A 25,100-nucleotide genomic window follows, 5' to 3' on the forward strand; every position below is an offset into this window, starting at 1 on the left:
TTGGCGGAAAAGAAGCCGGCCAGCGGCCAACATTAGCCATCGCTTCTACCCGTCATCCAATGTGTTGGTTACCATTTGTTTGCCATGAGGGGCTTAGGGTCCCGGGTTCATGCCGTCCCGGTTCGGGTCGGCAAACGGACATCGAAAACACGGAGCTGGTATGCTTTCCAAAAGGACAGGCACGGTCGCGGCGATGGCGTGGCTTCTCGCAGCCGGAACGATCGCGGTGCCTCAGGGCCCTGCGTCCGCTCAGACATTGCTCGACTTCATCATGGGCGGTCCAGGCGCCGTCCAGCGCAATGCCGAACGTCGCGGTTCGCCGCTCGACAGCGGGCAGGTTACGCAGCAGCCGTCCAGCGTCGACCAGTTGCGTGCCTGGGAAGCCTCGCAGCGCCAGGCCGAGCCCGAGCCCGTCGTGGTCGGGCCCAAATACTATACCTATAAGGCGGACGAACTCGTCCGCGTCGATTTTTCGAAGCTTGCCGATCCGGTCGTGACCGGCTCGATCTCCGAAGGCGGTGATCAGCCGCCCATCAATGCCTTCGCTCAGGCAAGCCGGCACCTGTCCGACATCCAGGTGCGCGCGCTGGCCGAAGTCGGTGAAGCCGTGACGGCGTTTTACGGCGAGAATGCTGGCTTCGTCTGGACCGATGACAATGGTCCGAACGCCCGAGCCGAGGCGGCTCTGGCCGTGTTTGCGAAGGCCGACCGGGTCGGGCTCTCACCGGCCGACTATCTGGTCGAGTGGCCTGCGCCCGCAGCGAGCTCTGCCATGACGAATCAGGCCACTGCGGCTCGGACCGTCGCATTGGCGTCTGATGCATCTCAGTCCAATGCAACTCAGGCAGCTGTGCCAAACCCGGATCGCGCCCGGCTCCAGTTCGAGATGGAGATGGCGGCCGCCGTCGCGTCCTACATGCTCGATGCCACCCGTGGGCGGATCGCGCCGAACCGGATTTCGGGCTACCACGATTTCGACCGGAAGGAGGTCGACCTCGTCGCTGGGCTGAAGGTCGCAGCGCGCACGGCCAATATCGCCTCCTACCTTGAGCGCCGCAGCCCGACGCATGCGAAGTTCCAGGCTTTGCAGGCCGAATATGACCGGCTGATCGCCGAGGATGCGGACGTCGATCGCGTCGAGATCGCCGAAGGTACGCTCGTGCGTCCCGGCAGCAGCAATCCGGAGCTGACAAAAATCATCGCCGCCATTCGCGAGCGGGGATCGGACGCGCTGAAGACCACGCATTCGCTGACCTTTGCGGACTACCAGGGCAGCCCCGTCTACGACACCGCACTCGTGGAGCTCGTCAAGGATTTCCAGAAGGAATCCGGCCTGATGGATGACGGCATCATTGGTCGCAACACGATCGTGAAGCTCACCGGTGTCAGCAATGCGCGCAAGATCGAGGCAGTCCAGCTCTCGATGGAGCGGCTGCGGTGGATCAACCGCGATCTCGGCGAGCGCCACGTCATGATCAACGCGCCGGCCTTCAAGGTCAGCTATGTGGAAGACGGCAAGGAAGCGCTGGAAATGCGCGCCGTGGTCGGCACCAAGGCCAACCAGACCTATTTCTTCCAGGACGAGATCCAGACCGTCGAGCTCAACCCCTACTGGGGCGTGCCGCGGTCGATCATCGTCAACGAGATGCTGCCAAAGCTGCGCCAGGATCCCGGCTATCTCGATCGCATTGGCTACGAGGTGACGACGCAGGGCGGTACGCAGGTCGCGTCAAGCTCGATCAACTGGTACGGCGTCGGCGCCAACGTGCCCTACAATGTCCGCCAGCCCCCGGGCTCGTCCAATGCGCTCGGCGAGCTGAAGATCATGTTCCCGAACGAGCATGCGATCTACATGCACGACACTCCGGCCAAGGACCTGTTCGGCCGTGATACCCGCGCATACAGCCATGGCTGCGTGCGGCTGGAGGACCCGCGTGCGATGGCGGCGGCCGTGCTTGGCACCGACAAGGCCGATATCGGCAGCCAGATTGCCGATGGCCGCAACAAGGTGCTGAAGGTGGAAGCCAATATCCCGGTCTACATCGCCTACTTCACAGCCTGGCCGAACGCCGAGGGCAAGGTTGAGTATTTCGACGATGTCTATGAGCGGGACATGTATCTCGGTCGCGCCATCACCGCGACGAACCAGGCGCGCAACGCCGACAGTTAAGGCGTCAGAGATCGACAGAACGCAAAACGGCGGCCGCGAGGCCGCCGTTTTCGTATCAGGAAGGTTATTTTCTCAAGCCGCTCGTGCCGCACGAATGAGATCGTGGATCAGGGCAGGGGTCAGCGCATCGAAATGCTCGATGACACGGTCTGGCTTCAACTGCGCAATCGGCACGTCGGTATAGCCGAAGGGAACGCCGATCGAGGCGACACCGGCATCGCGGGCCGCGGCGATGTCGTTGATGGAATCACCGATCATCACCGACGTGCGGGGATCCCCGCCAGCGCGCTCGATCGTGCCGAGGATGTGGCGCGGGTCGGGCTTGCGGTGCGGGAGGCTGTCGCCGCCGACGATCGCCTTGAAGCGTTCCGACAGGCCGAGCGTCTGCAGGAGCCGCAGCGACATCGTCTCGGTCTTGTTGGTGCAGACCGCGAAGGCGAAACCTTCGGCTTCCAGACGGTCCATGGCCTCCACCAGGCCCGGAAACGGGCGGGAGCGACCGGGCATGTTAGCGGAATAATGCTCCAGAAAGACCGACAGCAGGTGATCGCCCTGTTCCGGCGTGGTCTCAACCGATTGCAGCGCGAAAGCGCGCGCGATCATCATGCGCGCGCCTTGACCGACGAGGTGGTTCAGGTCCTCCAGCACGACGGGGGCGAGCCCCGCCGTGCCGATCGTGTGATTGAGGCTGTCGACGAGATCGGGGCCCGTGTCCACGAGTGTCCCGTCGAGATCGAAGATGACGAGCGGAGCCGGCGCCATCGCGATCAGTAGACCACGACCGAGCGGATCGATTCGCCCGAGTGCATCATCTCGAAGCCCTTGTTGATCTCTTCGAGCTTCAGCGTGTGCGTGATCATCGGATCGATCTGGATCTTGCCTTCCATGTACCAGTCGACGATCTTCGGCACGTCGGTTCGACCGCGCGCGCCACCGAAGGCCGTGCCCTTCCAGGTGCGGCCGGTGACGAGCTGGAAGGGTCGGGTGGAGATTTCCTGGCCGGCACCGGCGACGCCGATGACGATCGATTCGCCCCAGCCGCGATGGGCCGCTTCCAGCGCCTGGCGCATGACCTTGACGTTGCCCGTGCAGTCGAAGGTGTAATCCGCGCCGCCAATCTGGTCGGCGCCGCGCTTCGTCATATTGACGAGGTAGGGCACGAGATCGTCGCCGACTTCCTTCGGATTGACGAAATGGGTCATGCCGAAACGTTCGCCCCATTCCTTCTTGTCGTTGTTGAGATCGACGCCGATGATCATGTCGGCGCCGGCAAGCCGCAGGCCCTGGATGACGTTAAGGCCGATGCCTCCCAGACCGAAGACGATCGCGGTCGCACCGATCTCGACCTTGGCCGTGTTGATGACGGCGCCGACGCCCGTCGTTACGCCGCAGCCGATGTAGCAGATCTTGTCGAAGGGGGCGTCCGGGTTGACCTTGGCGACGGCGATTTCCGGCAGGACCGTGTAGTTCGCGAAGGTGGAGCAGCCCATGTAGTGATGGATCTTGTCCTTGCCGATGGAAAACCGCGAGCTACCATCCGGCATCACGCCCTGGCCCTGGGTGGAGCGGATCGCCGTGCAGAGATTGGTCTTCTGCGACAGGCAGGAGGGGCAGGTCCGGCACTCGGGCGTATAGAGCGGAATGACGTGATCGCCCTTCTTCACCGAGGTTACACCCTTGCCGACATCCACGACGACGCCAGCCCCTTCATGGCCGAGAATGGCCGGGAAAAGACCCTCGGGGTCGGCGCCCGACAAGGTGAAATCGTCGGTGTGGCATAGGCCCGTCGCCTTCACCTCGATGAGGACTTCACCGTCGCGGGGGCCTTCCAGTTGTACGGTGGTCACTTCAAGCGGCTTGCCCGCCTGAAAGGCGACTGCGGCGCGAACGTCCATGGGCTGTGCTCCTGTCTGAATTGCCGGCGAAAATGTCAGAGAGGGGCCTCTGCCTCAAGAGGTCTTTGTAACGGTGCCCCACCTGCGCTCTCATGGCGCATCCGTTCAGGCATCATTCTGCAAGTGCCGGCTAAGCGAGGCGATTTCCCGCTCCAGTGCATCGATCGTCGCGGCGGTGTGCTGGTGCTGCTCCTTGAGCTTCGCCAGTTGCAGGTTGATGACACCGAGCGCCGCGTCCACAGGTTGGGTGGCGGGTGCCGAGCCGAAGCCGCTGAGGAGCCATGTGGGGGCGACGCCGAGAATGCCGGCGAGCATGATCAGGCGGTTTGCGCGCGGCTCGGAACGGTCTCCCTCCCAGGCGGCGATGGTCTCGGTCTTGACGCCCAGACGCCGCGCCAGTTGCGGCACGGTCATGTCCAAAGCGTCGCGCGCCGTGGAAATGCGGCCGCCAAGCGTATCGGCTTCGGGTTTGTCGTCGAGAATCGTGGCCGGATGCTGCATCGGAGCTCCTCTTGCATATCGCCGGATGTAAAGGCGTTGTTCCCCGGATTGAAAAGCCGTAACGACGTCTCATGAGTGAGACCGCGACTGCCGATCAGGCCGCCAACAGCAGCCATGCCCAGGGGATGATGATCATGTCGGTCGGCATGCTCATCTTGCCGGTCATGGATGGCATAGGCAAGTATCTGGCGACCGAGCAGGCGATGTCGCCGGGCCAGGTGTCGTTCTATCGCTTCATCGTGCAGTTGATCCTGACCGTTGCGGCCATTGCTCTCGTCAGCGGCCGGCCCGGGTTCAAGTCGAACCGTTTCTGGCTGAACATTCTGCGGGGCTTCCTGATCGGTGGCGCGAGCCTCTGCTTCTTCGCTGCCGTGAAATACATGCCGATCGCCGATGCGCTTGCGATCTTCTTCGTCGAGCCGTTCATCCTGACGGCCCTGTCGGCGCTGATCCTCGGCGAAAAAGTGGGGTGGCGGCGCTGGGCGGCCATCGGGCTCGGCTTCATCGGCGCACTCATCGTCATCCAGCCAAGCTTCGCGCGCTTCGGCTTCATTGCGTTTCTGCCGCTCGGTACCGCAAGCCTCTTTGCCGTTTACATGCTGTTGAACCGCTCGCTCGGCGTGCATGACGGACCGATGGTGATGCAGTATCTGGCAGGCATCGGCGGCACGGTCATGATCGCCCTGGCGATGGGGATCGGCAGCGTCGTGGGGATTACCGATCTCGCGCCATCCTGGCCGGCAAACGGCCTGAGCCTCAGCCTCGTTCTTCTGCTCGGCTTCCTGGCGGCCGTAGGGCACGGGCTGGTCGTACTCGCATTCCAGAAGGCGCCGGCATCTCTGCTCGCGCCGTTTCAGTATCTCGAGATTATTTCGGCTGTTCTCATCGGCTATCTCGTGTTTTCCGATGTGCCGAGCGCCTCCAAATGGGTCGGCATCGCGATCATCGTGGCCTCGGGGCTCTTCATCTTTAGGCGTGAACGCATCGTTGCCGGCGCGCCTCAGGCTTGAACTCGATTTGCCTTGGGCTACAAGCGCATGAGGACTTTCGCCTGCCTTGGGCCGGCACCGGAGGGGTACTGACCGCATGTTCTCTAAGATCCTGATCGCCAATCGCGGCGAAATCGCCTGTCGCGTGATCAAGACTGCCAAACGCATGGGCATCGCGACCGTCGCCGTCTATTCCGACGCCGACCGTGACGCGCTCCATGTCGAGATGGCCGACGAGGCGGTGCACATCGGACCGGCAGCCGCGTCGGAGAGCTACCTTGTTGCCGAGAAGATCATCGCGGCCTGCAAGGAGACGGGTGCCGAGGCTGTGCATCCCGGCTACGGATTTCTGTCGGAACGTGCTTCATTCTGCGAGGCGCTGGAGGCGGAGGGCATCGTCTTCATCGGCCCGAAGCCCAAGGCCGTCCGCGCCATGGGCGACAAGATCGAATCCAAGAAATTCGCCAAGGATGCCAACGTCTCTACCGTGCCCGGCCATATCGGCGTGATCGAGAATGCCGACGAGGCGGAGCGGATTTCCGACGAGATCGGCTATCCGGTGATGATCAAGGCGTCGGCCGGCGGCGGCGGCAAGGGCATGCGCATTGCGCATTCCCGCGACGAGGTGCGCGACGGATTCGATCGGGCGCGGTCGGAAGCGAAGAACTCGTTTGGCGACGACCGTGTCTTCATCGAAAAGTTCATCGTTGAGCCACGGCATATCGAAATCCAGGTGCTCGCCGATTCCCACGGTCACTGCATCCATCTGGGCGAACGGGAATGTTCGATCCAGCGGCGCAACCAGAAGGTCGTCGAGGAAGCGCCATCGCCGTTTCTCGACGAGGCGACTCGGGCTGCGATGGGTGCGCAGGCGGTGGCCCTTGCGCAGGCCGTCGACTACCAGAGCGCCGGCACGGTGGAATTCATCGTCGACAGGGACCGCAATTTCTATTTCCTTGAAATGAACACGCGCCTGCAGGTGGAGCATCCCGTGACGGAACTCGTCACGGGCATCGATCTGGTGGAACAGATGATCCGGGTCGCAGCCGGCGAGCGTCTGGCGATCGCGCAGGACGACGTGATGCTGAACGGCTGGGCGATCGAGAGCCGGCTCTATGCGGAAGATCCGTATCGCAACTTCCTGCCGTCGATCGGACGGCTGACGCGCTATCGGCCGCCGGCGGAAATCAGTCATTCGGACGCGGTGATCCGCAACGACACCGGCGTTTTCGAAGGCGCCGAAATTTCGATGTTCTACGACCCGATGCTCGCCAAGCTCTGCACCTGGGCGCCGACGCGCCCTGCGGCAGTCGAGGCGATGGGTCTGGCGCTCGACGGCTTCGTGGTCGATGGAATCGCCCACAACATCCCGTTCCTGTCGGCGCTGATGCGCCATCCGCGCTGGCGGGAAGGACGCCTGTCGACAGGCTTCATCGCGGAAGAATACCCGGATGGCTTCGTTCCCGAAGAGCCAAGTAAGGACGCGCTTGCCGTGCTGGCGGCCGTGGCGTTGTCTGCCGAACTGTTGCGCAAGGACAGGCTCGACCGGTTTGCCGACCGCGTCGCGCCTCATAACGGTGCGCTGAGACGCGACTGGGTCGTGCGGCTTGGCGATGTCTATCTCGATGTCGCGGTCATCGACGGCATGGCATCTATGCCGCTCGAGCTCGATGTCAGCATTGGCGGCGCCGATCCGGTGACCATCACAACGCATTTCCGGCCCGGCGATGCCATCTGGAACGGCACGATCGACGGCCGTCGCGTCACGGCGCAGACACGGCCTGTTCTGAACGGCATTCGCGTGGACTGGCAGGGCTATTCGGTCACCGCCCGCGTGCTGACGCCGCGGCTTGCGGAACTCGATCGGTTGATGCCGGTCAAGCAGGCGCCGGATACATCCAAGCTCCTGCTCTGCCCGATGCCGGGGCTGGTCGTTTCCATCGCAGTTGCGGAAGGTCAGGACGTGAAGGCCGGCGAGACGCTTGCCGTCGTCGAAGCCATGAAGATGGAAAACGTTCTGCGGGCCGAGCGCGATCTCGTCGTTTCCAAGATCAATGCGGCACCCGGCGAAAGCCTTGCGGTCGATGCGGTGATCATGGAGTTTGATTGACGGCTCAGCCGTCTACAGTTGGGCCGAAGATCGTCTCGAAGGCCTGTCTGAGCGCAAGATCTGCATCGGCCATGGTCACCGGCAGGCCGAGGTCGACGAGGCTCGTCACGCCGTAGTCTTTCACGCCGCAGGGCACGATGCCGCTGAAGTGGTCGAGGTCCGGTTCGACGTTGAGCGCGATGCCGTGGAAGCTGACCCATTTGCGCAACCGGATGCCGATTGCGGCGATCTTGTCCTCGGCTGCGCGGTCCATGTCGAGGCGAGGGCGCTCCGGCCGCACGACCCAGACGCCGACCCGGTCCTCCCTTCGTTCGCCGCGCACGTTCATATCCGCCAGCGTCGCGATGACCCAATTCTCCAGCGCGGCCACGAAGGCGCGCACATCCTGCCGGCGGCGCTTGAGGTCGAGCATCACATAGGCTACGCGCTGGCCGGGCCCGTGATAGGTAAATTCGCCACCGCGGCCCGTATGGAAGACAGGAAAGCGATCCGGCGCGATCAGATCGTCGATCCTCGCCGAGGTTCCGGCTGTGTAGAGCGGAGGATGTTCGACAAGCCAGACCAGTTCGTCGGCCGACCCATCATGAATGCGAGCCGCTTCGGCTTCCATTAACGCAACAGCCGATTCGTAGTCGGTGAGACCTTCAGTCACGCGCCAGCGCACCGGAGGGCTCTCCGAGAGAGGCAGGAATCGATCGGCCATCGTCGAGCGATCGGAATTCATGCGCGGCTTTGCTTGCGGAGGCACGGTCATGGCGCCTGATCTATGCCTGAACGCGCCCGTTCGCAACGCTTTCGCAAATGGTCTCGGGACAAGCGGTTTTTCTCACCGTTCGCGCTTGTGCGCACCAAATCGATTTGCTAGATGACCGGCGCCGGCAAGAACGGCTTCTACCACGTGCGGTCGTGGCGGAATTGGTAGACGCGCAGCGTTGAGGTCGCTGTGGGGCAACCCGTGGAAGTTCGAGTCTTCTCGACCGCACCAATTTTCCTTAGAGAAAATGATCTAAAGCGCTGTTTTTACAGCGCTTTTTATTTTGTCCTGACGCACCGCTTGAGGATGCGCACCTTTTTGTGCCACAGATTGTGCTACATAACGGGCCTCCAGCGGCCTGCAGGGCAGGATTTATGGGCCGCAACGGCAACGCAAAAGGCGTGGATCGCTTCCTTCTGAAGCGAGCGGGAAAATTTCATTACAAGCGGCGGGTGCCGTTAACGCTTGCGGATCTCGACGAGCGGGCGCCGCTCATTCGTATGTCTCTCAAGACGGATGATCTGGCCGTGGCTCGCGCCAAGCGGGATCTCCTGGAGGAGGCCGACGATCAGCTATGGGCTTCCTTGCTTCTCGATCGTCCGATCGATCCGGCCCGGGCGCGCTACCAGGCGGCTATGCGCCGCGTAGAAGCGCTTGGCTTTACCTATCGGCCCGCGCACACGCTTGCCCAGTCTGAGTTTCTCGACGACGTTCTCGCGCGGATCGAGAGCGTGACGCCTGAGCGCACGCCGGTTCCAACGGCACGTGCGCTCGTCGGGCTGGTCGAAACGCCGCCGGTGACCGTCTCTGAGGCTTTTCGGATCTATTGCGAGGAAATCATCCCCGACGAGCTGGTCAACAAGTCGGCTAACCAGAAGGCTCAGTGGAAGAAGGTCAAGCAGCGGGCAATCAACAACTTCATCCAGCTCGTCGGCGACAAGGCGATGATCGAGATCACCCGCGACGACGCCATGCGGCTCTACCGTCGCTGGCTGGAACGGATCGCGCCAAAGGCCGGCCGGGCGACTCACTCGGCATCATCCGGCAATCGCGATATCGGCAACATGCGCGTGCTCTATGACGCCTATTTCAGTCATGTGGGCGAGCCGGAGAGAACAAACCCGTTCGCTCGCCTGAGCTTCTCGATGCGCAAGAAACGCTCCAGGCCGCCGTTCCCGCGCGAATGGCTGACAAAGAAGATCCTGGAACCCGGTGCGCTTGCCGGTCTCAACGAGGAAGCTCGCGGCATTGTCCTGGCGCTGATCGAAACCGGCGCCCGTCCGAGCGAGATCGCCAATCTGCAGCCGACATCGATCCGGCTCTCGCACAAGGTGCCACATCTGGCGATCGAGCCGCGTGACGATCCGGACGATCCGCGCGAGATCAAGACGGCCTCGTCGGAGCGCCTGGTGCCGCTGGTCGGCGTCGCGCTGGCGGTCTTCAAGCGGCACAAAGAGGGCTTTCCGCGCTACCGCAACCGGGAAAACGAGTTGTCGGCCGCGCTCAACAAATTCTTCAAGGCGCACAAGCTGTTTCCGACGAGCCAACACAAGATCTATTCCTTCCGGCACTCCTTTGAGGATCGGATGAAGGAAGGCGGCCTCGATGAGGAGCTGCGACGGCTGCTGATGGGGCACACGATTGATCGACCGCGCTATGGCGCCGGCGGATCGCTGGAATGGCGGCGCGATGAGCTACTGAAGATCGTCCTGCCGTTCAACGAAAGCGTCGTGTGACATCCGTCGGATTGCTGGCGGTGTCCGACTCTGATCTACTCAATCTGCTTGGGAGGGCAGCTTATGACCGCAGAGATCGCGATCATGAACAAGACGGCTATTGCACTGGCTGCAGATAGCAAGGTCACGCTGAATGTTGGCGGTCAGCAAAAGACGTACGACACGGTCGATAAACTCTTTTCTCTGTCGAAGTCGGAGCCGATGGGGGCGATGATCTACGGCAACGCTGAGTTCATGGGGTTCCCTTGGGAAACCATCATCAAAGAGTATCGACGGCGGGATCCGCGCAAAAAATTCGATACCGTATTCGACTGGGCCGACGACCTCTTAAAGTTCCTGACCACGTTCTTCAGCTTCTCGGTCGAGGACGAGCGAGCCTTTATGAGACAGCTGGCCGGCAGTACGGTCAGGCGCGTTTTGGGCCGCTGGTTCGAATATCAGAAACAGTATGGTTCCGCCGACGAAGACGTCATGTCGGATCTGCTCGAAGAGCTTCAAACCCATATCCAAGAGTGGGAAGACGAAGAAGACTTCCTCAACGATCAGGAATGGGCGTCTATCCAGGAAGCGGCGACTAACGCCATCAACGAATGGCTGGGCGATCAGATATTTGAGAATGAGCCAGCTCTAAGGACTGCAGCGCATCGGTTGGCAGAATTGTCTATACGCAAGCTGCGGCCGTCTCCAGCGCACTCCGGCCTCGTGGTCGCAGGCTTCGGTGAGAAGGAGCTTCTTCCATCACTTGTAGCTTATGAGGTCGATGGAATTCTGGGCGGGAAGCTTAAGTGTCGAAAATGCGCAAACTACGATACGACGCGCGTCAGCACCGGCATGATCCGGCCATTCGCCCAATCAGACATGGTCTACCGCTTCATGGAGGGTATCGATCCAGCTTACGCTGTCGAGCTTCATGAAAGCATCTACAGCTTGCTGCTGAAGAACACAGTTGCGACCGCTGAGGCTTTTGGTCATTCGTCAGAACAGATCGCGGACAATCAGGAAGCACTTGAGTCGGCCGTCGCCTCGGCCGTCGAGTCGTTCATGGAAGAAAGTCGGAAACATCGCTGGGAACAGTACGCGCAGCCAATTATTGATATGGCGAAGATGTTGCCTAAGGATGAGCTTGCGCACATGGCAGAGTCGCTGGTGAGCCTTACCTCTCTCCAGCGACGAGTGTCGCGCGATATTGAGACGGTCGGAGGCGCAATCGACGTGGCTGTGATATCGAAGGGTGACGGTTTTGTCTGGATCAAGCGAAAGCACTATTTCAACCCTGATCGCAACTTGCGTTTTGTGAGCGGGTATTTTTCAGAGTATGGGGCGACGTCAAAGATGGATGGAGGATCTGATGACGACAGCTGAACAGCGTTTCATCTCGACTGGCAGGCGTGAAGCTTCTGACTCTCAACTCCCATTGATCGTACAAAAGCGGCAACTGGAGCAGTCTGCAGAAGCCATATCAGCCAAGGCAGCAGAGGCCTTCAAAAAGACTCTGGTGGAAGAATTGGCGAGAGCCAAGGGCCATAAAAGGAAGATGGTCCAGCGCTAGGCGTTGACCAGATTTTGCACGCTCTGTTTGGCAGCGCTGATCGCCGCCTCCGTCGCGAAGCCGCTTAAGCTCGCTTTTCCTCGGAGCGTCGTCTAATCGAGTTCGATCGTGTGATGAAAGTTTGTCACCGCGTATGCGATGACATCGTCGCCGCGAACTTGGGCTGTGACATCGACGACGAAGCCATAGCGATAGGCGTTGTCCTCTCCCTCGCGGATCACCGCTCTGATTTCCTGCTCGGCCATTTCTGAGGCGTAGAGGACCGGCTTGTCCTTCGGTGAAAAATCCCGAACGATGACGCGCTCCCCAGACCTTTTGTTGATTGCGGCGTCGTGCACATCCGTGCGCGTGTAAACCATGAGCGTTCTGGCCTTGGAGACCGGGTCGGGCTTCGCCAGCATCTTCCGTCGATCGTCGATCGTCTGCTGTGCCGATCTCGCCTCTATCGAGCTGAATTCAAAAGATGCACGGATGCCGCGCTGATTATCCTCGAAGACGGCGGCCTCGAGCCGATGGCTGCCGACCGGATCGGAAACGATCGATTCTGTTGCGTCGAGAAAATCTTTCAGTTCACCGGAATTTTCGAGCTCGCCGGGAGGGACATCGTTGTTGATAAGCGACTTTAGCCGGCGGCCCCATCGCTTTACAAAATCCTCAAGTATTAGGATCTGGCTCATATGCTCAGTGGAGGCTTTCGCCGTCAACATGAGGCCTGTGATCAGATCTGCCTCGATGCATCCGCTTCGGACTTCTCGAACATAAATCCGCGGGTCGGCTTTTGCTCCGGGATATTCGTCTTTGACAAAACGCTCGAATTCGTTGGCGATAGACGTGAAAGCGCCGACGAAATCCGCCAGTTCGACGGGCTCCGCAGTGTCGAGCTTCAATCTCAGATGTGCAGGCTGTTCCCCCATAAGTTGAAGGTACGATTTTTTCGACCAATGTCTATTGGATCGGAAACCCATAGTTAATCACGATGCGGCTTGGCTGTGGCCGCGACGTGTCTTCAGCCTCGACGTCGCTGCGGCGATGACGGCCTCTTCTTCCTTGAGGCGTCCAAGCTCGCTCTCAAGTCGCTTCCACAGCGGCACGGCAAGATGGGCGTCGGGGCCAGATTTCGACATGATCCATGCCAGCGTGTCGAGGGCTTTCTCGACACGCTCCGCCGTGACCGGCTTGCGCCGGCGGGGTTTATGGGCATGGACCGCATTCCGCATGATCGGTTGGCCTCAGATTAGAGAGCCGCGCCGATCGGCGCTGGCGCATGAAGGGCAGGTGTGGGTGTAGGACTGGGCCTTCGCGCCGCCGGCGATGCGTGGTGGTTTCCCGAAAAGGTCGCTGGTGTCGCGATCGTGGCCGGCAGCTCCTGCGGCCGGGATCTTGCGGACGATCCACCCGGCCGCCTTGGCATCGGCGACCATTACGCGGAAGTCTTCCTCGGCGTAGGTGTTGGGATAGGCGGCGGGGCAGGCATCGCAGTTGATTTGCATTCGCTGGTCGTGGCGGGCGATGCTCATGCCGCCACCTCGTTGACGAGATGCAGCAGAACGTCGGCATGGCAGGGCGCACCGGCCCGGCACCAGCACGCGAGGTTCTTGCCCTTGAGTTCCAGGCCGTGATGATTGATCTGGTCGCGGACTGCTTTCAGCGTCGCCATGTCAGGATCTTTGCTGACGCGCATCAGGCCGGCGAGGAGCGCTCGATAGTAATCGACGCATTCGGCGGCCGTGCCGTGCAAGCCGACGACGAACGGATTTCCCCATGGCCCCGGCCGGGCGACGGACACGCATTCCAAACCGTTGACGGATCTCGAATGGGCGTGGAGATCGAAGCCCTTGCGCCGGGACAGCTGCAGGCGAACGGGTTTAGTCATAGCGCCGGCACCTCGCGAAGAGCCGGAAAGGCGTCGTAGATGTCGCCGTCCAGCTCCCGGCCGGCGCGCTTCTTGCCGAGCTTGAACATCTTCATAGGTTCGGTGCCATGCAGAAACGCGTTGCGATCGACGATGCCGTGTCGACTGCCGTCCCCGTGCAGCACATGCGTTTCCACGAGCGACTGACGAGTCGCTTCCGGATGCCGCTCGCTCCGCGGCGGATAGCAGCCTTCGATCTGATCTTCCGACATCTGACTGACGGCGGCCCACTCGCCCCACTGCTTGAACAAGAATGGCACATTGGCCTCGGCGCACTGGTCGCGGATTGAACGAACCCAGACGGGATGCATTGGTCGTGCCGACGAACCGCTTTCGCCGCCGGCGACGACCCAGTCGATGGTCCGGCGCGGCTGATCGACCGGTTCGACATCGGGTTCTCTCCACCAAGTGGCAGACCGAAAGCCCAGATTGTTGAGAGCGTCGACACAATAGCTGACCTTGTTCTGGTCGTATCGGATCCGGCGCAGATCAAGAGGTCCAAGCAGCGGCTCGGCGGAGATCCAGCGGATAGCAGCGGGCGTGGCGAGAAGATCCGGGATGCGCTCATCGGCGCGCTTCTGATCCTCGACGCTCACGCCGAGCCAGACGTTGGGCAGGGCATGCTGCACTGTGTCGATGATTTGGTCGAACAACGAGTCGGGATCGTTCGCGCCCCAATGCCAAGTGCCCCACCTAGCGACATCGCCCGCCCTTGCTGGCAATGCGGTGAAGTATGCCCGCATCCGGTCGGCGCGCTTGGTCAGCACCTGGAACGTGTGCTGCGGGGCAAGCGCCATGACGGCGAAGATCTGGTCGATCCACTCGTCTGGCACGCTCTCGTGGAAGAGATCGCCATGGGCGCAGACGAAGATCCTGCGCGGCTGTTTCCAGCTCAGTGGCTGACGGAGTGCGCTCTTGTTGAACCGCAGCTCACCGTTCCAGACTGGCCCGGCCTTGCTGTCGATCGTAAGGCCGGCGCGCGAGGGATGGTTGCGCAGGCGGGTGCCGGCGAGGCGCATGGCGTAGCAATTGGTGCAGCCGGGCGAGACGACGGAACAGCCGGTGATCGGGTTCCAGGTGGCGTCAGTCCATTCGATGGCGGTTTTGTCAGCCATGAGGCTCTCCGGGTTTTCTGATGAGGGCGGCGCGGCGCATGACGTCGTGCAGGAAGCGCAGATCGTCGTCGGTCGGGGCGCGATCGAAGATGAAGAACAGCGCGCGTTCATTGTCCTCTAGACGGCCCGCGCCTAGGCAGCGCAGGAATGGGTCTTGGCTCTCGGGGAAAGGTAGAACCTTGCCTGTCGGCTCGTCTGTCACTGCTTTCTCCACGCTTCGAACCGGGCGCGCAGTTCTCGCCAGCGGGCGGCTGCGGCTTCGTCGGAATTGAGGTGTTTGCGGCTGGTGATTGAAAGCGCCCACCGCAGCATGTCGGCGGCGGCGCCGGCGTTGGGACAGGGTTTTTCCATCAGTTCGGACAGGAATTGCTGGAAGGCGGCCTCGTCGCACTTCATGGAGGCCTCGGCAGCGTAGTTTCGGTGCCGGTTGTCGTCTGGCCGCGCCTCGGGTGCCCCGTGCGAGATCTGGCTGGCATCGCGATGCGCGTGAAGGTCCGCCGGCGGGGCCGAAGGTTGGCCTGCCAATTCAAGCGTGTTGCGATACCAGCCAATCTCCCGCTCGAGCCGCTTGATGCGGTCGGCGGCCCGCCTGACGAGGCCGACGAGAAACCAGATGTCATCATGTGCACGGGCAAGGAATTCGGCAAGGCCGTGGCCGACGTGACGATCCAGGACGGCGATGCGGCCGCTCTCGCGGGTCGCCGGCTCCACGCCTTCCAATGCGAGGCTGCGGTCCTTCTCGACGACAAGCGTGAGAGTGCAGCCGTCGCCCATGCGGGCTTCGATCGCTCTCAATCGCTTGGCGTCTTCGGAAGGCTGCATCAGACGCGGCGCTCCACCTCGTAGGCGCGCGCGTCCATGATTGTCTGCTGCGTGAGCTGCCCCATCGCGAAGCCGATCGCGAAGATGGCGCCGGCAAGGATCGTGACGAGGACAGCATCGGTGATGCTCTTGGTCTGCATCGCGGCCAGCTGCTTGCCCTCTTCGGTCGGAACGACCATGGGCGGAAGCGTCTCGTCGTTGGCCGGGCGGCGAACCGGATGCTCGATGTCGCCGAGGCAGGCGTCGACCAGTGAAAAGCTTGTGCTGGGGAAGCGCGCCTTCATCGCACGACACTCCGCACGGACGCGCGGCGGGCGCGCTTGGCGGCAACGGGTGCCAGGCGGGCGATGAGGGCCGGCGAAGCGCCGGTGCGGCCGGCGAGCAGTTCAACGGTGACGCTGACACCGGAACCGGCGAAGACCCGCATATCGTCGGCCATGCGATCGATGAGGCGTTCGCGCATGCCCGTCAAGCAGCTTGGTGCGCAGGATTGGCGAGGAGTTCGGCCCTGCGGCTGTGCAGCTGGGCGGTACTGATTGCGGATCATCGCAGTCTCCTGAAAAGAGGAGACCGCGCGGCTTACCTTGGGAGGAGAGCGAGGGGCCGCGCGGCCGTTCCGCAGGGAGGGAACGGCCAGAGCATATACGCATGCGTATAACTGTCAATACCTATGCGTATAGGAATATTTTTAGATCAGGTTGTGAACTTGCCCACGTACCTGCCGATGATCTGGATTTCGCTCAGCATGAGATTGCGACGAGCATGTTTCTGGTTGTCGGAGATGATGGAGATCTCGATGTCATCGTCTCCAGGACGTGAAACAACTTCGAGGCGCTTTACGATGACACCGCCAAACTCGTCGGCCATCGCATAAATACCCGGAGGCGACGGAACGAGGTGTCTCAAGTCGACGAATATGACGTCGCCATCATCCAGGGTTGGAGCCATGGAATCGCCTTGGACGGGGAATGCAGCAAGATCACGAGAGCGCGCATTAAACCGGCTAAGCAGCCACTCCGGCAGTTTCCATGTGTCTCTGATGGCTTCCTTGGAAAAGATCATGCCGCCTTTGTTGGCGACTGCCTCGACCATGGTGAGGCCGCCGCCTCCGAGGCCTCCCGTGACGTTGATCTCCGGGATTTCGTTATGACCAGCGGAAATGCCGGGCGCAGAATGCTCGTTGTCCATCTGGATGAGGTCGTTTTCGCGTGCGAGTTCTTCGATGCGAAGACGGTTTTCGTGCTCGATTTTGACATCCTTAGTCAGCCAGCGCGAGATCGTCGGCTGCTTGACGTCCAGTTCTTGAGCCATGCGGGCCTGGCTGTAGCCCTTGTTAAGCAGGGCGCGGAGGAGCGATTTGTGATCCATAGGAAATCGCTAAATCTGGCCGAATGCGCAGTAAAATACGCGTAGGTATAAAAAGCTTGCCTGTTTGATACCTATGCGTATATACGTGTCGGCATGATCAACCCGATTCTCCATGTTCGGACGTCTGTGCTCAACCTGACACAGGCTGCGCTTGCGGAATTGACCGGCACCAAGCAGGCGACGGTCAGCCGCTGGGAGCGTGGCGAGTTGTATCCCGATCTCCGACATTTGGCCCGTATCAGGCAAGAGATCCGCTCTCGCGGTCTTGCGTGGGATGACTCGATTTTCTTCGAGCCACCCAAGGAGGCTGCCGAATGAACCTTCTTCGTTTCCGCAGCGTGGGGAAGTGGTCATCCCATCTGGTTCATACCCAGAAGATCGTCGGTTCGAATCCGGCCGCTGCAACCAGCTTTGCGTCTGCATCTGCACCCCCTTCGTTGCGCGGTCCCTGATGGCGTTCGCGTGAGCTGAATTCACCATTTGCCGAACAATCCCACCACGGGATTTCACGCCGGATAATCCCGGCGCGGGATTTCGTGTGCCTAGACGAGGGCACATCATGAGCGAACTGACGAAAGCGCCGTTTTCCGATGCCTGGTTTCACCGGCTGAAGGCGGCGCAGCGCGACCTGATCAAGCGCTGCGGCGGGATCGACCGCGCTGCCGAGGTGACATCGGTGTCGCGCAGCCAGGTCGGCCGCTGGAACAACGCCGGCGATCCGGACCTCGTGACGATCCCGGCGCTGCTGATGCTCGAAGCGGAATGCGGGCAGCCGCTGATCACGTCGGTGCTCGCAGGCATCGGCGGGCGCCGGCTGGCCGACCCCGACGAGCTGGACGCCGGCGGCGCAAGCTCATGCGCGCTGACCGCCCACGCCGAAACGATTTCGCGGGCAGGGGAGCTAATGCAGGTCGGCGCCCGGGCTTTGGCCGACGGCAAGCTGACGCCGGCCGAAGCGACCGAAATGGACCGCGCCGCCTCGTCGATGGAGAAGAGCATCGCGGATCTCCGCACGGTTCTCTCTCGCGCCAAGGTGTTGCGCGTCGTGGGTGACGACCGATGACCGCCGCGCGGATTAACCGGCTGCGGCCGGGGCTCTATCGAAGCCGCAAACTTGCGGCCCGGGATCCCGATAAGGCTGCACGCGTGGATGTCGAGGCCGGTTCGCCTCGGCGATCGCCGCTTCGCCGGCATGTCGATGTGCTCCATCAGGCGATTGGCTTCTGCGCGGTCAATCCTGTCGCCGACCGGTTGCCGGGCGGCCTCTTCATCCGAGGCTGGGCGAGCAATGGTTGATTGGACCAGCAGCATGGCGGAAACCGCCAGAGATCTGCGCCGCGAGGGCATGAGCTGCGGGCTCATCGCGCAACGGCTCGGGGTGAGCCGCAATGCCGTTATCGGCAAGCTCAACCGCATGGGCGTGCCTTCGCCGCGCGAGCCTGGCGGCCATGGCGGACCTGGCACCCGTATCCAGCTCGGCAAGCGAGAGGCGCCCGAAACGCCGCGCGGTCCGAAGGCGGTCAAGCTCAAGGATGATCTGGCGCCAACCATCAAAGCATCGGCAGCCGGCCTGGATGCCGAACGTTTGGCGGAGGACATCAGCCTTGCGCAGCTCGGAGGCTTCGCCTGCCACTTCCCGGTGAGCGGGCATCAGGTGGCTGCCGATGAACACCGGTTCTGCGGCCTGCCAGTTGCGGACCGCGACGCCGGCGAACTGAAGCTAAACCGTCGCTACTGCGCTCACCATGCCGCTCGCGCCCGTGCGCGCGACGGACAGGCTGGGGTCTGACGATGGCGGCGCCCTTTCAGAAGATGGTCGGCGTGCAGGTGAGCGTGACGGCGCGGGCAAAGGCTCTGCTGGATGCCCAGGCACAGGCGCGCGGCTACTCGACCTCCGCCTGGTGCGGGCTGCTCTTCGACATGGCGTTCGCGGCGGTCTGCGCGCGCGAGAAGGGCGCCATTCACACCGATGCGGATCTAGACGCAATCGTCGGCGCCTGCCTGCTGCTCCATGCGCGCGCGAAATGGAACACGGCGGAGATTGCCCAGAAGCTGGGCGTTCCGGAAGCGACCGTGGTGCGCATCCTGGACACCTGGCGCGATTATCGGCGGGGCGAGGTGTAATGGCCAATTACGATCCCTTCAGCCCGCGCAATCCGAAAGGCGCTTCTAAGTCGGCCAAGGTCAAGCGCGGCAAGGCGGCGGCTGCTGCCGATGATTCCGAGATGACCGTGACAATGACGTTGCCTGACGGCACCGAGACGCCAACAGCAACGCTGTCGCAGCTCAAGGAAGCTTTAGACACGGTGAAGGACGGTAAGCCGGAGGCGCCATCGCCTTACACGAACGGCGTGGCGCGCGACCAGCTGCGCGCGTTTGTCGAACGGATCGAGCGGCTCGAAGAAGAAAAGAAGGCGATCGCCGACGACATCAAGGGCGTCTATTCGGAGGCGAAGGGCTGCGGGTTCGACACCAAGGCGCTGCGGCGGGTGATCGCGCTGCGCAAGCTCGATCCAGACGAGCGGGCGGAGCAAGAGGCGATCCTCGACACCTATCTCGTCGCGCTCGGCATGATGCCGGAGCACGGCTGATGAAGTATCAGCTCCTCCCGCCACTTTCCGACGATGACCGCGCCGCGCTCGAAGCCTCGATCGTCGCGCATGGCGTGCTCGTACCGGTGGAATATGACGAGGATGGCAACATCCTCGACGGGCACAATCGCGTCGCGATCTGCGAGAGCCTCGGCCTCGTCGATTGGCCCCGCTTCGTGCGCAAGGGATTGGCGGAAGAGGAGAAGCGGACGCTGGCGCGCGAGCTAAACGTTTCGCGGCGGCACCTGACGGCAGCCCAGAAGCGCGATCTGATCGCCGACCAGCTGCGGGACACGCCTTCGATATCGTCGCGCGCGATCGCGCAGATGCTGGCGGTCGATCACAAGACCGTTGCGAAGGTGCGCAAGAGCCTCGTCGCTGGTGGGGAAATTCCCCACCATGAGGAAGTCGAGGGGCGGGACGGCGTCGTGCAGCCGGCGCGCAAGCCGATCCGCACGGCCTTCCTGCCGGAACCGGACAACGCGCGCGAGCTGATGGCAACCGCCAAATCGATCCGCGATCGCCAGCGTGAGCACGGGCGGCGGGTTCGTACCGATCTCATCAACGAAATCGCGGCGCGTGGAACCGTGGAGGCCGGCACGATGCCGGTCGCCGCCTATCCGATTCTCTATGCGGACCCGCCTTGGGCACAAGAAGCCTGGTCGGATGAGACCGGGCAGGACCGGGGGCTGATGTACCCGGCCATGGATCTCGACGCGATCAAGGAGCTCTGCGCCGGAAAGACCTCGCCGGCGACGCGCGATGCGGTGTGCTTTCTCTGGGTAACGGCGAACCGAACCGATGACGGGATCGACGTTCTGCGCGCATGGGGCTTCGACTTCGTCACCTGCCTGATCTGGGACAAAATCGACATCGGGATGGGGCGATGGGTGCGGGACCGGCACGAGCTGCTGTTGATCGGCAAGCGCGGCGACTTCCCAGCGCCCCTGCCGGGAACGCAAGCGCCTTCGGTCCATGCAGAAAAGAAGGGTGGGCACTCCACCAAGCCGAGCTTTTTCGCGGAGATGATCGAGCGGCTCTATCCCGACATGCGCAAGCTGGAGCTTTTCCAGCGCGAGGCATCACTCGCGCCGGACGACGTGCGCCGCAATGGCAGCTGGTCGTTCTGGGGCTTCGAGGCAGGCGAGGGCAGTTCCGATGGATGACCTGCTGCCGATCATCGAAGGCCTGCGCGACGCGACTGACGATGGGGCACGCGCGGACATGCTGCTGCGGATGCCGCTGGAGATCCTGCTTAAGCGCGAGCTGCAGATCCGCGAGGAGCTCACGCGGCTGAAGTTCCAGCCCGGGCTCGACTGGCTCGCAATCGAGATCTCCGCGCTTCGGCGTACGCGCAGCGAATACGGCGAGCTCGGCTTTTCAACGGATAGGGCACTTCTCGGCGCGCGGCTCTCGCTCGCCTCGGTGCGGGACAAGCGGGACCGACCCGCGACGACAGGGGGCGCAGTTTCATGCAGCCAATGATCATCGACAGTTTCGCCGGCGGCGGCGGTGCCTCGACGGGTATCGAGATGGCGCTCGGTCGCTCGCCGGATGTGGCGATCAACCACTCGGCCGACGCGCTTTCCATGCATGCGGTCAACCATCCGGACACGCTGCATCTCGACAGCAACATCTGGGACGTCTCGCCACTGGAAGTGACGAAGGGGCGGCATGTGGGACTCTTCTGGGCCTCGCCGGACTGCAAGCACTTCTCGAAGGCCAAGGGCGGCAAGCCGATGGATCGCAACATCCGCGATCTGGCGTGGATCGTCGTGCGCTGGGCGGAGGAGGCGAAGCCGGACGTCATCATTCTAGAGAATGTCGAGGAGTTCCGCACCTGGGGGCCACTCTGCAATGACGGCAAGCCGATTCCCGAGCTGCGCGGCCTGATCTTCGAGCAATGGATGAAGCGGCTGAAGAAAGCCGGATACAGAGTGCAGTGGCGCGAGCTTCGCGCTTGCGACTACGGCGCACCGACGATCCGCAAGCGGTTCTTCCTGATCGCGCGGCGGGACGGCCGGCCGATCGTTTGGCCGAAGCGAACGCATGGAGATCCGAAGAAGCCGGATGACGCGAGGCTGATCAAGACCGGCAAGCTGAAGCCATGGCGCACCGCTGCGGAGATCATCGACTGGTCTCTGCCATGCCCTTCGATCTTCGACACTGCCGACGAGATCATGGCGAAGCACGGGGTGCGGGCCGTGCGGCCGCTGGCGGACAACACGATGCGCCGGATTGCGCGCGGCGTGATGCGCTACGTGCTTGAGGCAAAGCGGCCCTTCATCGTGGTTGCGAACCATGGAGGCGACCATTTCCGGGGGCAGGGCCTCGACGAGCCGGCGCACACGGTTGCTGCTGCCCGTGACGCCTGGGGGCTCGTGGTGCCCGTCGTCACGGCTGGGCAGCATGGCGGATCGAACCGCGCGGCCGATGCGCCGCTGCACACCATCACGGCCAGCCCGAAAGATCAGAACGCGATCGTTGCGGCGCACCTGACGAAGTTCCAGACCGGATCGACGGGCGCGCTTCTCGACGAGCCGCTGCCGACGGTGACCGCCAACAGCTATGTGAAGCGGCCCGGCGGGGCGGCGCCGATCGGCCTCGTCGCGCCGTACCTGGTGCCGCGCTACCAGGAGCGGGAAGGGCAGGCGCCGCGCGTCCGATCGGTCGAGGAACCGGCGGCGACCGTGGTGCCCGGCGGGAATGAAGGCGTGCTGGCGGCGGTACATCTGTCGCGCCAATTCGGTGCCTCGATCGGCACCGAGGCCAGTGAGCCTGTCGGCACGATCACGGCAGGCGGCGGAGGCAAAGCGGCGGTGGTTGCAGCATTCCTCGCGCAGCACAACAATGACAGCCGGCGCATTGGCGGGGTGAACCCGGGCCGCGCGGCCGACGAGCCGATCGCGACCATCACGCAGGCCGGTGCGCAGCAGGCCGTCGTCGCGGCGCATCTTTTGAACATGCGCGGTAGTGCAAGGCGCGATCAGAGCATCGAACGGCCCGCACCGACTGCGACGGCCGGCGGCAATCATGCTGCGCTGATTTCCGGCTTCCTGACGAAATACTATGGCGAGGCGCTGCCCAATCAGTCGCTAGACGAGCCGGTGCATACCGTGACGACGAAGCCGCGCCATGGGCTCGTGACGCTCGACATCGACGGGCAGACCTATGCCGTCGTCGACATCGGCATGCGCATGCTGACGCCACGCGAGCGCTTCCGGGCGCAGGGCTTTCCCGACAGCTACATCATCGATCGTCGGCTCGATGGATCGGCTATCTCGGCGACCGTGCAGGGTTCCTGTTGCGGCAACAGCGTGCCGCCCCCCGTGGCCGCCGTGCTCGTCGCGGCAAACTGCGGGCACTTGGCGGTGGAAAAAAGCGGGGTGGCGTTGTGAGTGCGCGCCTCCTCGGGCTCGGCTTTGGCTGCGACATGGGGACGCCGTGCCGCAAGCTGATCCTGCTCAAGCTGATCGACGCCTGCGACGACGACGGCAGCCGGATCTTCCCGGCGGTCGCGACGATCGCGCGCGCGGCGCAGTGCTCCACGCGGCAGGTGCAGCGCGAGCTCTCCACGATGGTCGATATCGGCCTGCTGGCGATCGTGCGCGCCGGCGGCTGCGGCCCGAAATCGACCCGTGAATATGCCATGGACCTGGCTGTGCTGCGGCGAATCGAGGCGGACGGATGGAATGCGGTTTCGGCGCAGACGCCCGCAAATAAGGGTGACATGGTGTCACCCTTAGCGGATGACGATGATGCGCCTAAGGGTGACATGGGCGACACGCCAAGGGTGACACCGGCGACAGATAAGGGTGACTCCCATTGTCACCCAACCCCTCCTTACCCCTCCAAAGACCCCTCAGAGAGAGAGGCGCGCGAGCGCGGGATCGATTCCGATCTGGAAGGGCAGGACGAAGGCGAGGCCGTCCAGGTCGACAGCCCGAAAGCCGATGAGCCGAAAGCGGGCGATCGACCGGGAACGGCCGATTTCGAGAAGCGCGTCATGCGGCTCTGCAACGGTCGTGGCTTCGACGCCGGACCGTGGAAGAACTGGGACACCTCATCGCCCGGCCATGTGGCACGGCAGTTCGCCAAGCTGACGGTCGACGAGCGTCTGGAAGCCGAGCGGTGGCGCGACGCCTATTTGCGGGACGTGGAGCGGAGGAAGAAACAGCCGATCCCGATCGCGAACTACCTGCGCGACAAGCTCTGGAACGGGCTGGATCCGAAGATCCTGGAGCGCGCGGAGAAGGCGGCGCTGGCGGCGAAGGGGCATGCGCCGAACGACCAGGCGGCGCCCTTCGGCAAGGCATGGGGCGCGTTTCGCTTCATCAATCTTCTGAAGCCGCATGGGCCACTGCCGAGGCCGTCGCTGTTCATCCAGACCATGATCGAGCGAGGCGGCGACGAGGGCGAGAGCTATCGGCTCCAGCACCTCGCGACGCATGGCTGGCCGCTGGTTAATCGGATGCATACCGCTGCTGCGCAGGGGCGCGGATGGCAGGTGGACGCGGCAGCGCTGGCGCTTGGTGAGAGCTTCGAAAAGGTGCGGAGCGGCTCGGCGGAATGGGAGGCATGGCGTGCGCTGCATGAGCGGCGGGGCTGGCCATGGCTGCCGGACGGGCCGGACTGGATCTGGATGCCGGCGGGCGACGACCCTGACACGGCAATGGCGGAATTCGAGAATGCAGTGAAGGCGAAGGATGCGGACGATGATGATGAAGCGGCTTGAAACCGGGTTCGCCGATGCCGAAGCGGCGCTGCGCAGAATGCAGAAGACAGCCAACCTTCGCTCCATTGAGGCCAGTTTCCTCACGATGGCGAACCGGCACCAGCCAGGCGAACGGCGCTGGTATGCGCTTGTGGTGCAGAACGGGCATGAGAAGGACGTGGCGGAGCGGCTCGACAAAGCGGATATCCACAGCTGGATTCCGATGCGCATCAAGAAAGGCCGACGCATTCGAGGGCGGAAGAGGCCGCCGATCGAGGCGCCTGTGATTGGCGGATTCGTATTCGTTGAAGTGGTGCCCGGAGCGGCATGCTTTGCCGGTCTGCGCGGCCTCAAGGGCGTGATCTGGATCGTCGGTGCGGGCGAGACGCCGATGCCGATTCGGATGAAGGAACTGGAGCGATTCAAAGACTTGGCCAAGGGTGGCGCATTCGACAAGGGTGGGTCGCATGATCCAGACGCGCTTCGGGCGGGCGACAAGGTGACGGTCGTCGATGGGCCGTTCGGGACATTTGACGGGCGCATCGAAGCACTGGGTTCAGGTGCGATGAAAGATGCTGCTCTGGTGCTGCTCGATGTGTTCGGTCGTCCATGCCCCTCATGGATGCCTCTTGCGCTGATCAAGCGACTCGATTAGCGAATCTGACCCAGGACGACCATCGATCTGTGTGCAGCGACTGAGGGCAGCGGCGAGACCGCTGACAAGTGAGGCGATAGCCTCCTCGCCGAGCGCCTGGTGATCCAGCCAATCCAGATGCGATTGGTGCCAATGGCGGCTTGTGACCGCTCTCCAAAATGACAATGCAGCTACCGAGAAGGAAGGGACGTTGCCATCTCGGTAGCTGCAAAGGCCGCT

At 62.7% G+C, this 25,100-nt stretch carries 31 protein-coding genes and 2 tRNA genes; 19 read left to right on the forward strand and 14 right to left on the reverse strand.

Annotation, left to right across the window (positions count from 1 at the left end; genetic code table 11):
* The first annotated feature begins 160 nt into the window (after nucleotides 1-160).
* On the forward strand, nucleotides 161-2,170 hold the full coding sequence (locus tag D5400_RS12315; RefSeq protein ID WP_245451283.1) for a L,D-transpeptidase family protein: 2,010 nt from the start codon (nucleotides 161-163) through the stop codon (nucleotides 2,168-2,170).
* Between the two features lie 72 nt (nucleotides 2,171-2,242).
* Here the strand turns inward: D5400_RS12315 and gph are convergent, their stop codons facing one another.
* The 3 genes from gph to D5400_RS12330 form a co-directional block, all read right to left on the reverse strand.
* Nucleotides 2,243-2,932, reverse strand: coding sequence for a phosphoglycolate phosphatase (gene gph, locus D5400_RS12320; RefSeq protein ID WP_126010289.1), 690 nt, complete (start codon nucleotides 2,930-2,932; stop codon nucleotides 2,243-2,245).
* Between the two features lie 5 nt (nucleotides 2,933-2,937).
* The gene (locus D5400_RS12325) at nucleotides 2,938-4,065 is read right to left on the reverse strand and encodes an S-(hydroxymethyl)glutathione dehydrogenase/class III alcohol dehydrogenase (protein WP_126010290.1); all 1,128 of its coding nucleotides are present in this window, start codon (nucleotides 4,063-4,065) and stop codon (nucleotides 2,938-2,940) included.
* Nucleotides 4,066-4,170: 105 nt separating this feature from the next.
* Nucleotides 4,171-4,566 carry a helix-turn-helix domain-containing protein gene (locus D5400_RS12330; protein ID WP_126010291.1) on the reverse strand — a complete coding sequence of 132 codons (396 nt, stop codon included), beginning with the start codon at nucleotides 4,564-4,566 and terminating at the stop codon, nucleotides 4,171-4,173.
* A 71-nt stretch (nucleotides 4,567-4,637) separates the two neighbouring features.
* Between D5400_RS12330 and D5400_RS12335 the strand changes: the two genes are divergently transcribed.
* Together D5400_RS12335 and D5400_RS12340 are read left to right on the forward strand one after the other, a co-directional pair.
* Nucleotides 4,638-5,576: a DMT family transporter gene (locus D5400_RS12335; protein WP_164527876.1), complete on the forward strand. Its 939-nt coding sequence runs from the start codon at nucleotides 4,638-4,640 to the stop codon at nucleotides 5,574-5,576.
* Nucleotides 5,577-5,652: 76 nt separating this feature from the next.
* A complete protein-coding gene (locus D5400_RS12340; RefSeq protein WP_126010292.1) occupies nucleotides 5,653-7,665 on the forward strand; it encodes an acetyl-CoA carboxylase biotin carboxylase subunit in 2,013 nt (670 codons plus the stop codon).
* Nucleotides 7,666-7,669: 4 nt separating this feature from the next.
* Here the strand turns inward: D5400_RS12340 and lipB are convergent, their stop codons facing one another.
* Nucleotides 7,670-8,419: a lipoyl(octanoyl) transferase LipB gene (gene lipB, locus D5400_RS12345; protein ID WP_205665463.1), complete on the reverse strand. Its 750-nt coding sequence runs from the start codon at nucleotides 8,417-8,419 to the stop codon at nucleotides 7,670-7,672.
* Between the two features lie 146 nt (nucleotides 8,420-8,565).
* Here lipB and D5400_RS12350 point away from each other — a divergent pair.
* The 4 genes from D5400_RS12350 to D5400_RS12365 all read left to right on the forward strand — a co-directional run bounded on the left by D5400_RS12350 (nucleotide 8,566) and on the right by D5400_RS12365 (nucleotide 11,704).
* Nucleotides 8,566-8,650, forward strand: a tRNA-Leu gene (locus D5400_RS12350).
* Between the two features lie 143 nt (nucleotides 8,651-8,793).
* Complete coding sequence (locus D5400_RS12355) at nucleotides 8,794-10,155, forward strand: DUF6538 domain-containing protein (RefSeq protein WP_126013195.1); 1,362 nt, start codon at nucleotides 8,794-8,796, stop codon at nucleotides 10,153-10,155.
* Nucleotides 10,156-10,218: 63 nt separating this feature from the next.
* Nucleotides 10,219-11,517 (forward strand): hypothetical protein, encoded by a 1,299-nt coding sequence (locus tag D5400_RS12360; RefSeq protein WP_126010293.1) that lies wholly within the window; start codon nucleotides 10,219-10,221, stop codon nucleotides 11,515-11,517.
* Nucleotides 11,504-11,704, forward strand: a complete 201-nt coding sequence (locus tag D5400_RS12365; protein ID WP_126010294.1) for a hypothetical protein — start codon at nucleotides 11,504-11,506, stop codon at nucleotides 11,702-11,704. Before D5400_RS12360 ends, D5400_RS12365 begins: the two co-directional genes overlap by 14 nt.
* A 92-nt stretch (nucleotides 11,705-11,796) precedes the next feature.
* On the opposite strand, the gene D5400_RS12370 is transcribed toward D5400_RS12365, so the two are convergent.
* The 10 genes from D5400_RS12370 to D5400_RS12415 form a co-directional block, all read right to left on the reverse strand.
* A complete protein-coding gene (locus D5400_RS12370) occupies nucleotides 11,797-12,591 on the reverse strand; it encodes a hypothetical protein (protein WP_245451284.1) in 795 nt (264 codons plus the stop codon).
* 84 nt (nucleotides 12,592-12,675) lie between these two features.
* The gene (locus D5400_RS12375) at nucleotides 12,676-12,921 is read right to left on the reverse strand and encodes a hypothetical protein (protein WP_126010295.1); all 246 of its coding nucleotides are present in this window, start codon (nucleotides 12,919-12,921) and stop codon (nucleotides 12,676-12,678) included.
* A gap of 12 nt (nucleotides 12,922-12,933) precedes the next feature.
* Nucleotides 12,934-13,221 (reverse strand): hypothetical protein, encoded by a 288-nt coding sequence (locus D5400_RS12380; protein ID WP_126010296.1) that lies wholly within the window; start codon nucleotides 13,219-13,221, stop codon nucleotides 12,934-12,936.
* Nucleotides 13,218-13,577 (reverse strand): DUF4326 domain-containing protein, encoded by a 360-nt coding sequence (locus tag D5400_RS12385; protein ID WP_126010297.1) that lies wholly within the window; start codon nucleotides 13,575-13,577, stop codon nucleotides 13,218-13,220. The genes D5400_RS12380 and D5400_RS12385 overlap by 4 nt, the downstream gene beginning before the upstream one ends.
* On the reverse strand, nucleotides 13,574-14,731 hold the full coding sequence (locus tag D5400_RS12390; RefSeq protein ID WP_126010298.1) for a DUF5131 family protein: 1,158 nt from the start codon (nucleotides 14,729-14,731) through the stop codon (nucleotides 13,574-13,576). Before D5400_RS12390 ends, D5400_RS12385 begins: the two co-directional genes overlap by 4 nt.
* A complete protein-coding gene (locus D5400_RS12395) occupies nucleotides 14,724-14,933 on the reverse strand; it encodes a hypothetical protein (RefSeq protein ID WP_126010299.1) in 210 nt (69 codons plus the stop codon). The genes D5400_RS12390 and D5400_RS12395 overlap by 8 nt, the downstream gene beginning before the upstream one ends.
* On the reverse strand, nucleotides 14,930-15,553 hold the full coding sequence (locus D5400_RS12400; RefSeq protein WP_126010300.1) for a hypothetical protein: 624 nt from the start codon (nucleotides 15,551-15,553) through the stop codon (nucleotides 14,930-14,932). The genes D5400_RS12395 and D5400_RS12400 overlap by 4 nt, the downstream gene beginning before the upstream one ends.
* Entirely contained in the window at nucleotides 15,553-15,837 is a 285-nt protein-coding gene (locus tag D5400_RS12405; RefSeq protein ID WP_126010301.1) for a hypothetical protein, read from the reverse strand. The genes D5400_RS12400 and D5400_RS12405 overlap by 1 nt, the downstream gene beginning before the upstream one ends.
* Nucleotides 15,834-16,100, reverse strand: coding sequence for a hypothetical protein (locus D5400_RS12410; protein WP_126010302.1), 267 nt, complete (start codon nucleotides 16,098-16,100; stop codon nucleotides 15,834-15,836). The genes D5400_RS12405 and D5400_RS12410 overlap by 4 nt, the downstream gene beginning before the upstream one ends.
* Nucleotides 16,101-16,246: 146 nt before the next feature.
* Nucleotides 16,247-16,921 carry a S24 family peptidase gene (locus D5400_RS12415; RefSeq protein WP_126010303.1) on the reverse strand — a complete coding sequence of 225 codons (675 nt, stop codon included), beginning with the start codon at nucleotides 16,919-16,921 and terminating at the stop codon, nucleotides 16,247-16,249.
* Between the two features lie 93 nt (nucleotides 16,922-17,014).
* Here D5400_RS12415 and D5400_RS12420 point away from each other — a divergent pair, with 93 nt between their 5' ends.
* From D5400_RS12420 to nusG, 12 genes are all read left to right on the forward strand, one after another.
* Entirely contained in the window at nucleotides 17,015-17,239 is a 225-nt protein-coding gene (locus D5400_RS12420) for a helix-turn-helix domain-containing protein (RefSeq protein WP_126010304.1), read from the forward strand.
* A 14-nt stretch (nucleotides 17,240-17,253) separates the two neighbouring features.
* A tRNA-Met gene (locus tag D5400_RS12425) sits at nucleotides 17,254-17,329 on the forward strand.
* A gap of 151 nt (nucleotides 17,330-17,480) precedes the next feature.
* Nucleotides 17,481-17,984, forward strand: coding sequence for a hypothetical protein (locus tag D5400_RS12430; RefSeq protein WP_126010305.1), 504 nt, complete (start codon nucleotides 17,481-17,483; stop codon nucleotides 17,982-17,984).
* The gene (locus tag D5400_RS21165) at nucleotides 17,981-18,217 is read left to right on the forward strand and encodes a hypothetical protein (protein WP_164527877.1); all 237 of its coding nucleotides are present in this window, start codon (nucleotides 17,981-17,983) and stop codon (nucleotides 18,215-18,217) included. Before D5400_RS12430 ends, D5400_RS21165 begins: the two co-directional genes overlap by 4 nt.
* Nucleotides 18,210-18,710: a GcrA family cell cycle regulator gene (locus D5400_RS12435; protein WP_164527878.1), complete on the forward strand. Its 501-nt coding sequence runs from the start codon at nucleotides 18,210-18,212 to the stop codon at nucleotides 18,708-18,710. Before D5400_RS21165 ends, D5400_RS12435 begins: the two co-directional genes overlap by 8 nt.
* Nucleotides 18,711-18,712: 2 nt before the next feature.
* Complete coding sequence (locus D5400_RS12440) at nucleotides 18,713-19,045, forward strand: helix-turn-helix domain-containing protein (RefSeq protein ID WP_126010307.1); 333 nt, start codon at nucleotides 18,713-18,715, stop codon at nucleotides 19,043-19,045.
* Between the two features lie 182 nt (nucleotides 19,046-19,227).
* Complete coding sequence (locus D5400_RS12445; RefSeq protein ID WP_245451551.1) at nucleotides 19,228-19,512, forward strand: DUF2312 domain-containing protein; 285 nt, start codon at nucleotides 19,228-19,230, stop codon at nucleotides 19,510-19,512.
* On the forward strand, nucleotides 19,512-20,678 hold the full coding sequence (locus tag D5400_RS12450; protein ID WP_126010308.1) for an MT-A70 family methyltransferase: 1,167 nt from the start codon (nucleotides 19,512-19,514) through the stop codon (nucleotides 20,676-20,678). Before D5400_RS12445 ends, D5400_RS12450 begins: the two co-directional genes overlap by 1 nt.
* A complete protein-coding gene (locus D5400_RS12455) occupies nucleotides 20,671-20,997 on the forward strand; it encodes a hypothetical protein (RefSeq protein ID WP_126010309.1) in 327 nt (108 codons plus the stop codon). The genes D5400_RS12450 and D5400_RS12455 overlap by 8 nt, the downstream gene beginning before the upstream one ends.
* Complete coding sequence (locus tag D5400_RS12460; RefSeq protein WP_126010310.1) at nucleotides 20,985-22,910, forward strand: DNA cytosine methyltransferase; 1,926 nt, start codon at nucleotides 20,985-20,987, stop codon at nucleotides 22,908-22,910. The genes D5400_RS12455 and D5400_RS12460 overlap by 13 nt, the downstream gene beginning before the upstream one ends.
* Nucleotides 22,907-24,247, forward strand: coding sequence for a helix-turn-helix domain-containing protein (locus D5400_RS12465; RefSeq protein ID WP_126010311.1), 1,341 nt, complete (start codon nucleotides 22,907-22,909; stop codon nucleotides 24,245-24,247). Before D5400_RS12460 ends, D5400_RS12465 begins: the two co-directional genes overlap by 4 nt.
* Nucleotides 24,228-24,881: a transcription termination/antitermination protein NusG gene (nusG, locus tag D5400_RS12470; RefSeq protein ID WP_164527879.1), complete on the forward strand. Its 654-nt coding sequence runs from the start codon at nucleotides 24,228-24,230 to the stop codon at nucleotides 24,879-24,881. The genes D5400_RS12465 and nusG overlap by 20 nt, the downstream gene beginning before the upstream one ends.
* Nucleotides 24,882-25,100 lie beyond the last annotated feature (219 nt).

Source organism: Georhizobium profundi, assembly GCF_003952725.1.
In the GTDB taxonomy this organism is placed as follows: Bacteria; Pseudomonadota; Alphaproteobacteria; order Rhizobiales; family Rhizobiaceae; genus Georhizobium; species Georhizobium profundi.

Bases quoted from the DNA above. Each gene is read 5' to 3' on its own strand.
- D5400_RS12315 (WP_245451283.1), top strand. From the start codon at position 161: ATGCTTTCCAAAAGGACAGGCACGGTCGCGGCGATGGCGTGGCTTCTC.
- gph (WP_126010289.1), bottom strand. From the start codon at position 2,932: ATGGCGCCGGCTCCGCTCGTCATCTTCGATCTCGACGGGACACTCGTG.
- D5400_RS12325 (WP_126010290.1), bottom strand. From the start codon at position 4,065: ATGGACGTTCGCGCCGCAGTCGCCTTTCAGGCGGGCAAGCCGCTTGAA.
- D5400_RS12330 (WP_126010291.1), bottom strand. From the start codon at position 4,566: ATGCAGCATCCGGCCACGATTCTCGACGACAAACCCGAAGCCGATACG.
- D5400_RS12335 (WP_164527876.1), top strand. From the start codon at position 4,638: ATGAGTGAGACCGCGACTGCCGATCAGGCCGCCAACAGCAGCCATGCC.
- D5400_RS12340 (WP_126010292.1), top strand. From the start codon at position 5,653: ATGTTCTCTAAGATCCTGATCGCCAATCGCGGCGAAATCGCCTGTCGC.
- lipB (WP_205665463.1), bottom strand. From the start codon at position 8,419: ATGACCGTGCCTCCGCAAGCAAAGCCGCGCATGAATTCCGATCGCTCG.
- D5400_RS12355 (WP_126013195.1), top strand. From the start codon at position 8,794: ATGGGCCGCAACGGCAACGCAAAAGGCGTGGATCGCTTCCTTCTGAAG.
- D5400_RS12360 (WP_126010293.1), top strand. From the start codon at position 10,219: ATGACCGCAGAGATCGCGATCATGAACAAGACGGCTATTGCACTGGCT.
- D5400_RS12365 (WP_126010294.1), top strand. From the start codon at position 11,504: ATGACGACAGCTGAACAGCGTTTCATCTCGACTGGCAGGCGTGAAGCT.
- D5400_RS12375 (WP_126010295.1), bottom strand. From the start codon at position 12,921: ATGCGGAATGCGGTCCATGCCCATAAACCCCGCCGGCGCAAGCCGGTC.
- D5400_RS12380 (WP_126010296.1), bottom strand. From the start codon at position 13,221: ATGAGCATCGCCCGCCACGACCAGCGAATGCAAATCAACTGCGATGCC.
- D5400_RS12385 (WP_126010297.1), bottom strand. From the start codon at position 13,577: ATGACTAAACCCGTTCGCCTGCAGCTGTCCCGGCGCAAGGGCTTCGAT.
- D5400_RS12390 (WP_126010298.1), bottom strand. From the start codon at position 14,731: ATGGCTGACAAAACCGCCATCGAATGGACTGACGCCACCTGGAACCCG.
- D5400_RS12400 (WP_126010300.1), bottom strand. From the start codon at position 15,553: ATGCAGCCTTCCGAAGACGCCAAGCGATTGAGAGCGATCGAAGCCCGC.
- D5400_RS12405 (WP_126010301.1), bottom strand. From the start codon at position 15,837: ATGAAGGCGCGCTTCCCCAGCACAAGCTTTTCACTGGTCGACGCCTGC.
- D5400_RS12410 (WP_126010302.1), bottom strand. From the start codon at position 16,100: ATGATCCGCAATCAGTACCGCCCAGCTGCACAGCCGCAGGGCCGAACT.
- D5400_RS12415 (WP_126010303.1), bottom strand. From the start codon at position 16,921: ATGGATCACAAATCGCTCCTCCGCGCCCTGCTTAACAAGGGCTACAGC.
- D5400_RS12420 (WP_126010304.1), top strand. From the start codon at position 17,015: ATGATCAACCCGATTCTCCATGTTCGGACGTCTGTGCTCAACCTGACA.
- D5400_RS12430 (WP_126010305.1), top strand. From the start codon at position 17,481: ATGAGCGAACTGACGAAAGCGCCGTTTTCCGATGCCTGGTTTCACCGG.
- D5400_RS21165 (WP_164527877.1), top strand. From the start codon at position 17,981: ATGACCGCCGCGCGGATTAACCGGCTGCGGCCGGGGCTCTATCGAAGC.
- D5400_RS12435 (WP_164527878.1), top strand. From the start codon at position 18,210: ATGGTTGATTGGACCAGCAGCATGGCGGAAACCGCCAGAGATCTGCGC.
- D5400_RS12440 (WP_126010307.1), top strand. From the start codon at position 18,713: ATGGCGGCGCCCTTTCAGAAGATGGTCGGCGTGCAGGTGAGCGTGACG.
- D5400_RS12450 (WP_126010308.1), top strand. From the start codon at position 19,512: ATGAAGTATCAGCTCCTCCCGCCACTTTCCGACGATGACCGCGCCGCG.
- D5400_RS12455 (WP_126010309.1), top strand. From the start codon at position 20,671: ATGGATGACCTGCTGCCGATCATCGAAGGCCTGCGCGACGCGACTGAC.
- D5400_RS12460 (WP_126010310.1), top strand. From the start codon at position 20,985: ATGCAGCCAATGATCATCGACAGTTTCGCCGGCGGCGGCGGTGCCTCG.
- nusG (WP_164527879.1), top strand. From the start codon at position 24,228: ATGATGATGAAGCGGCTTGAAACCGGGTTCGCCGATGCCGAAGCGGCG.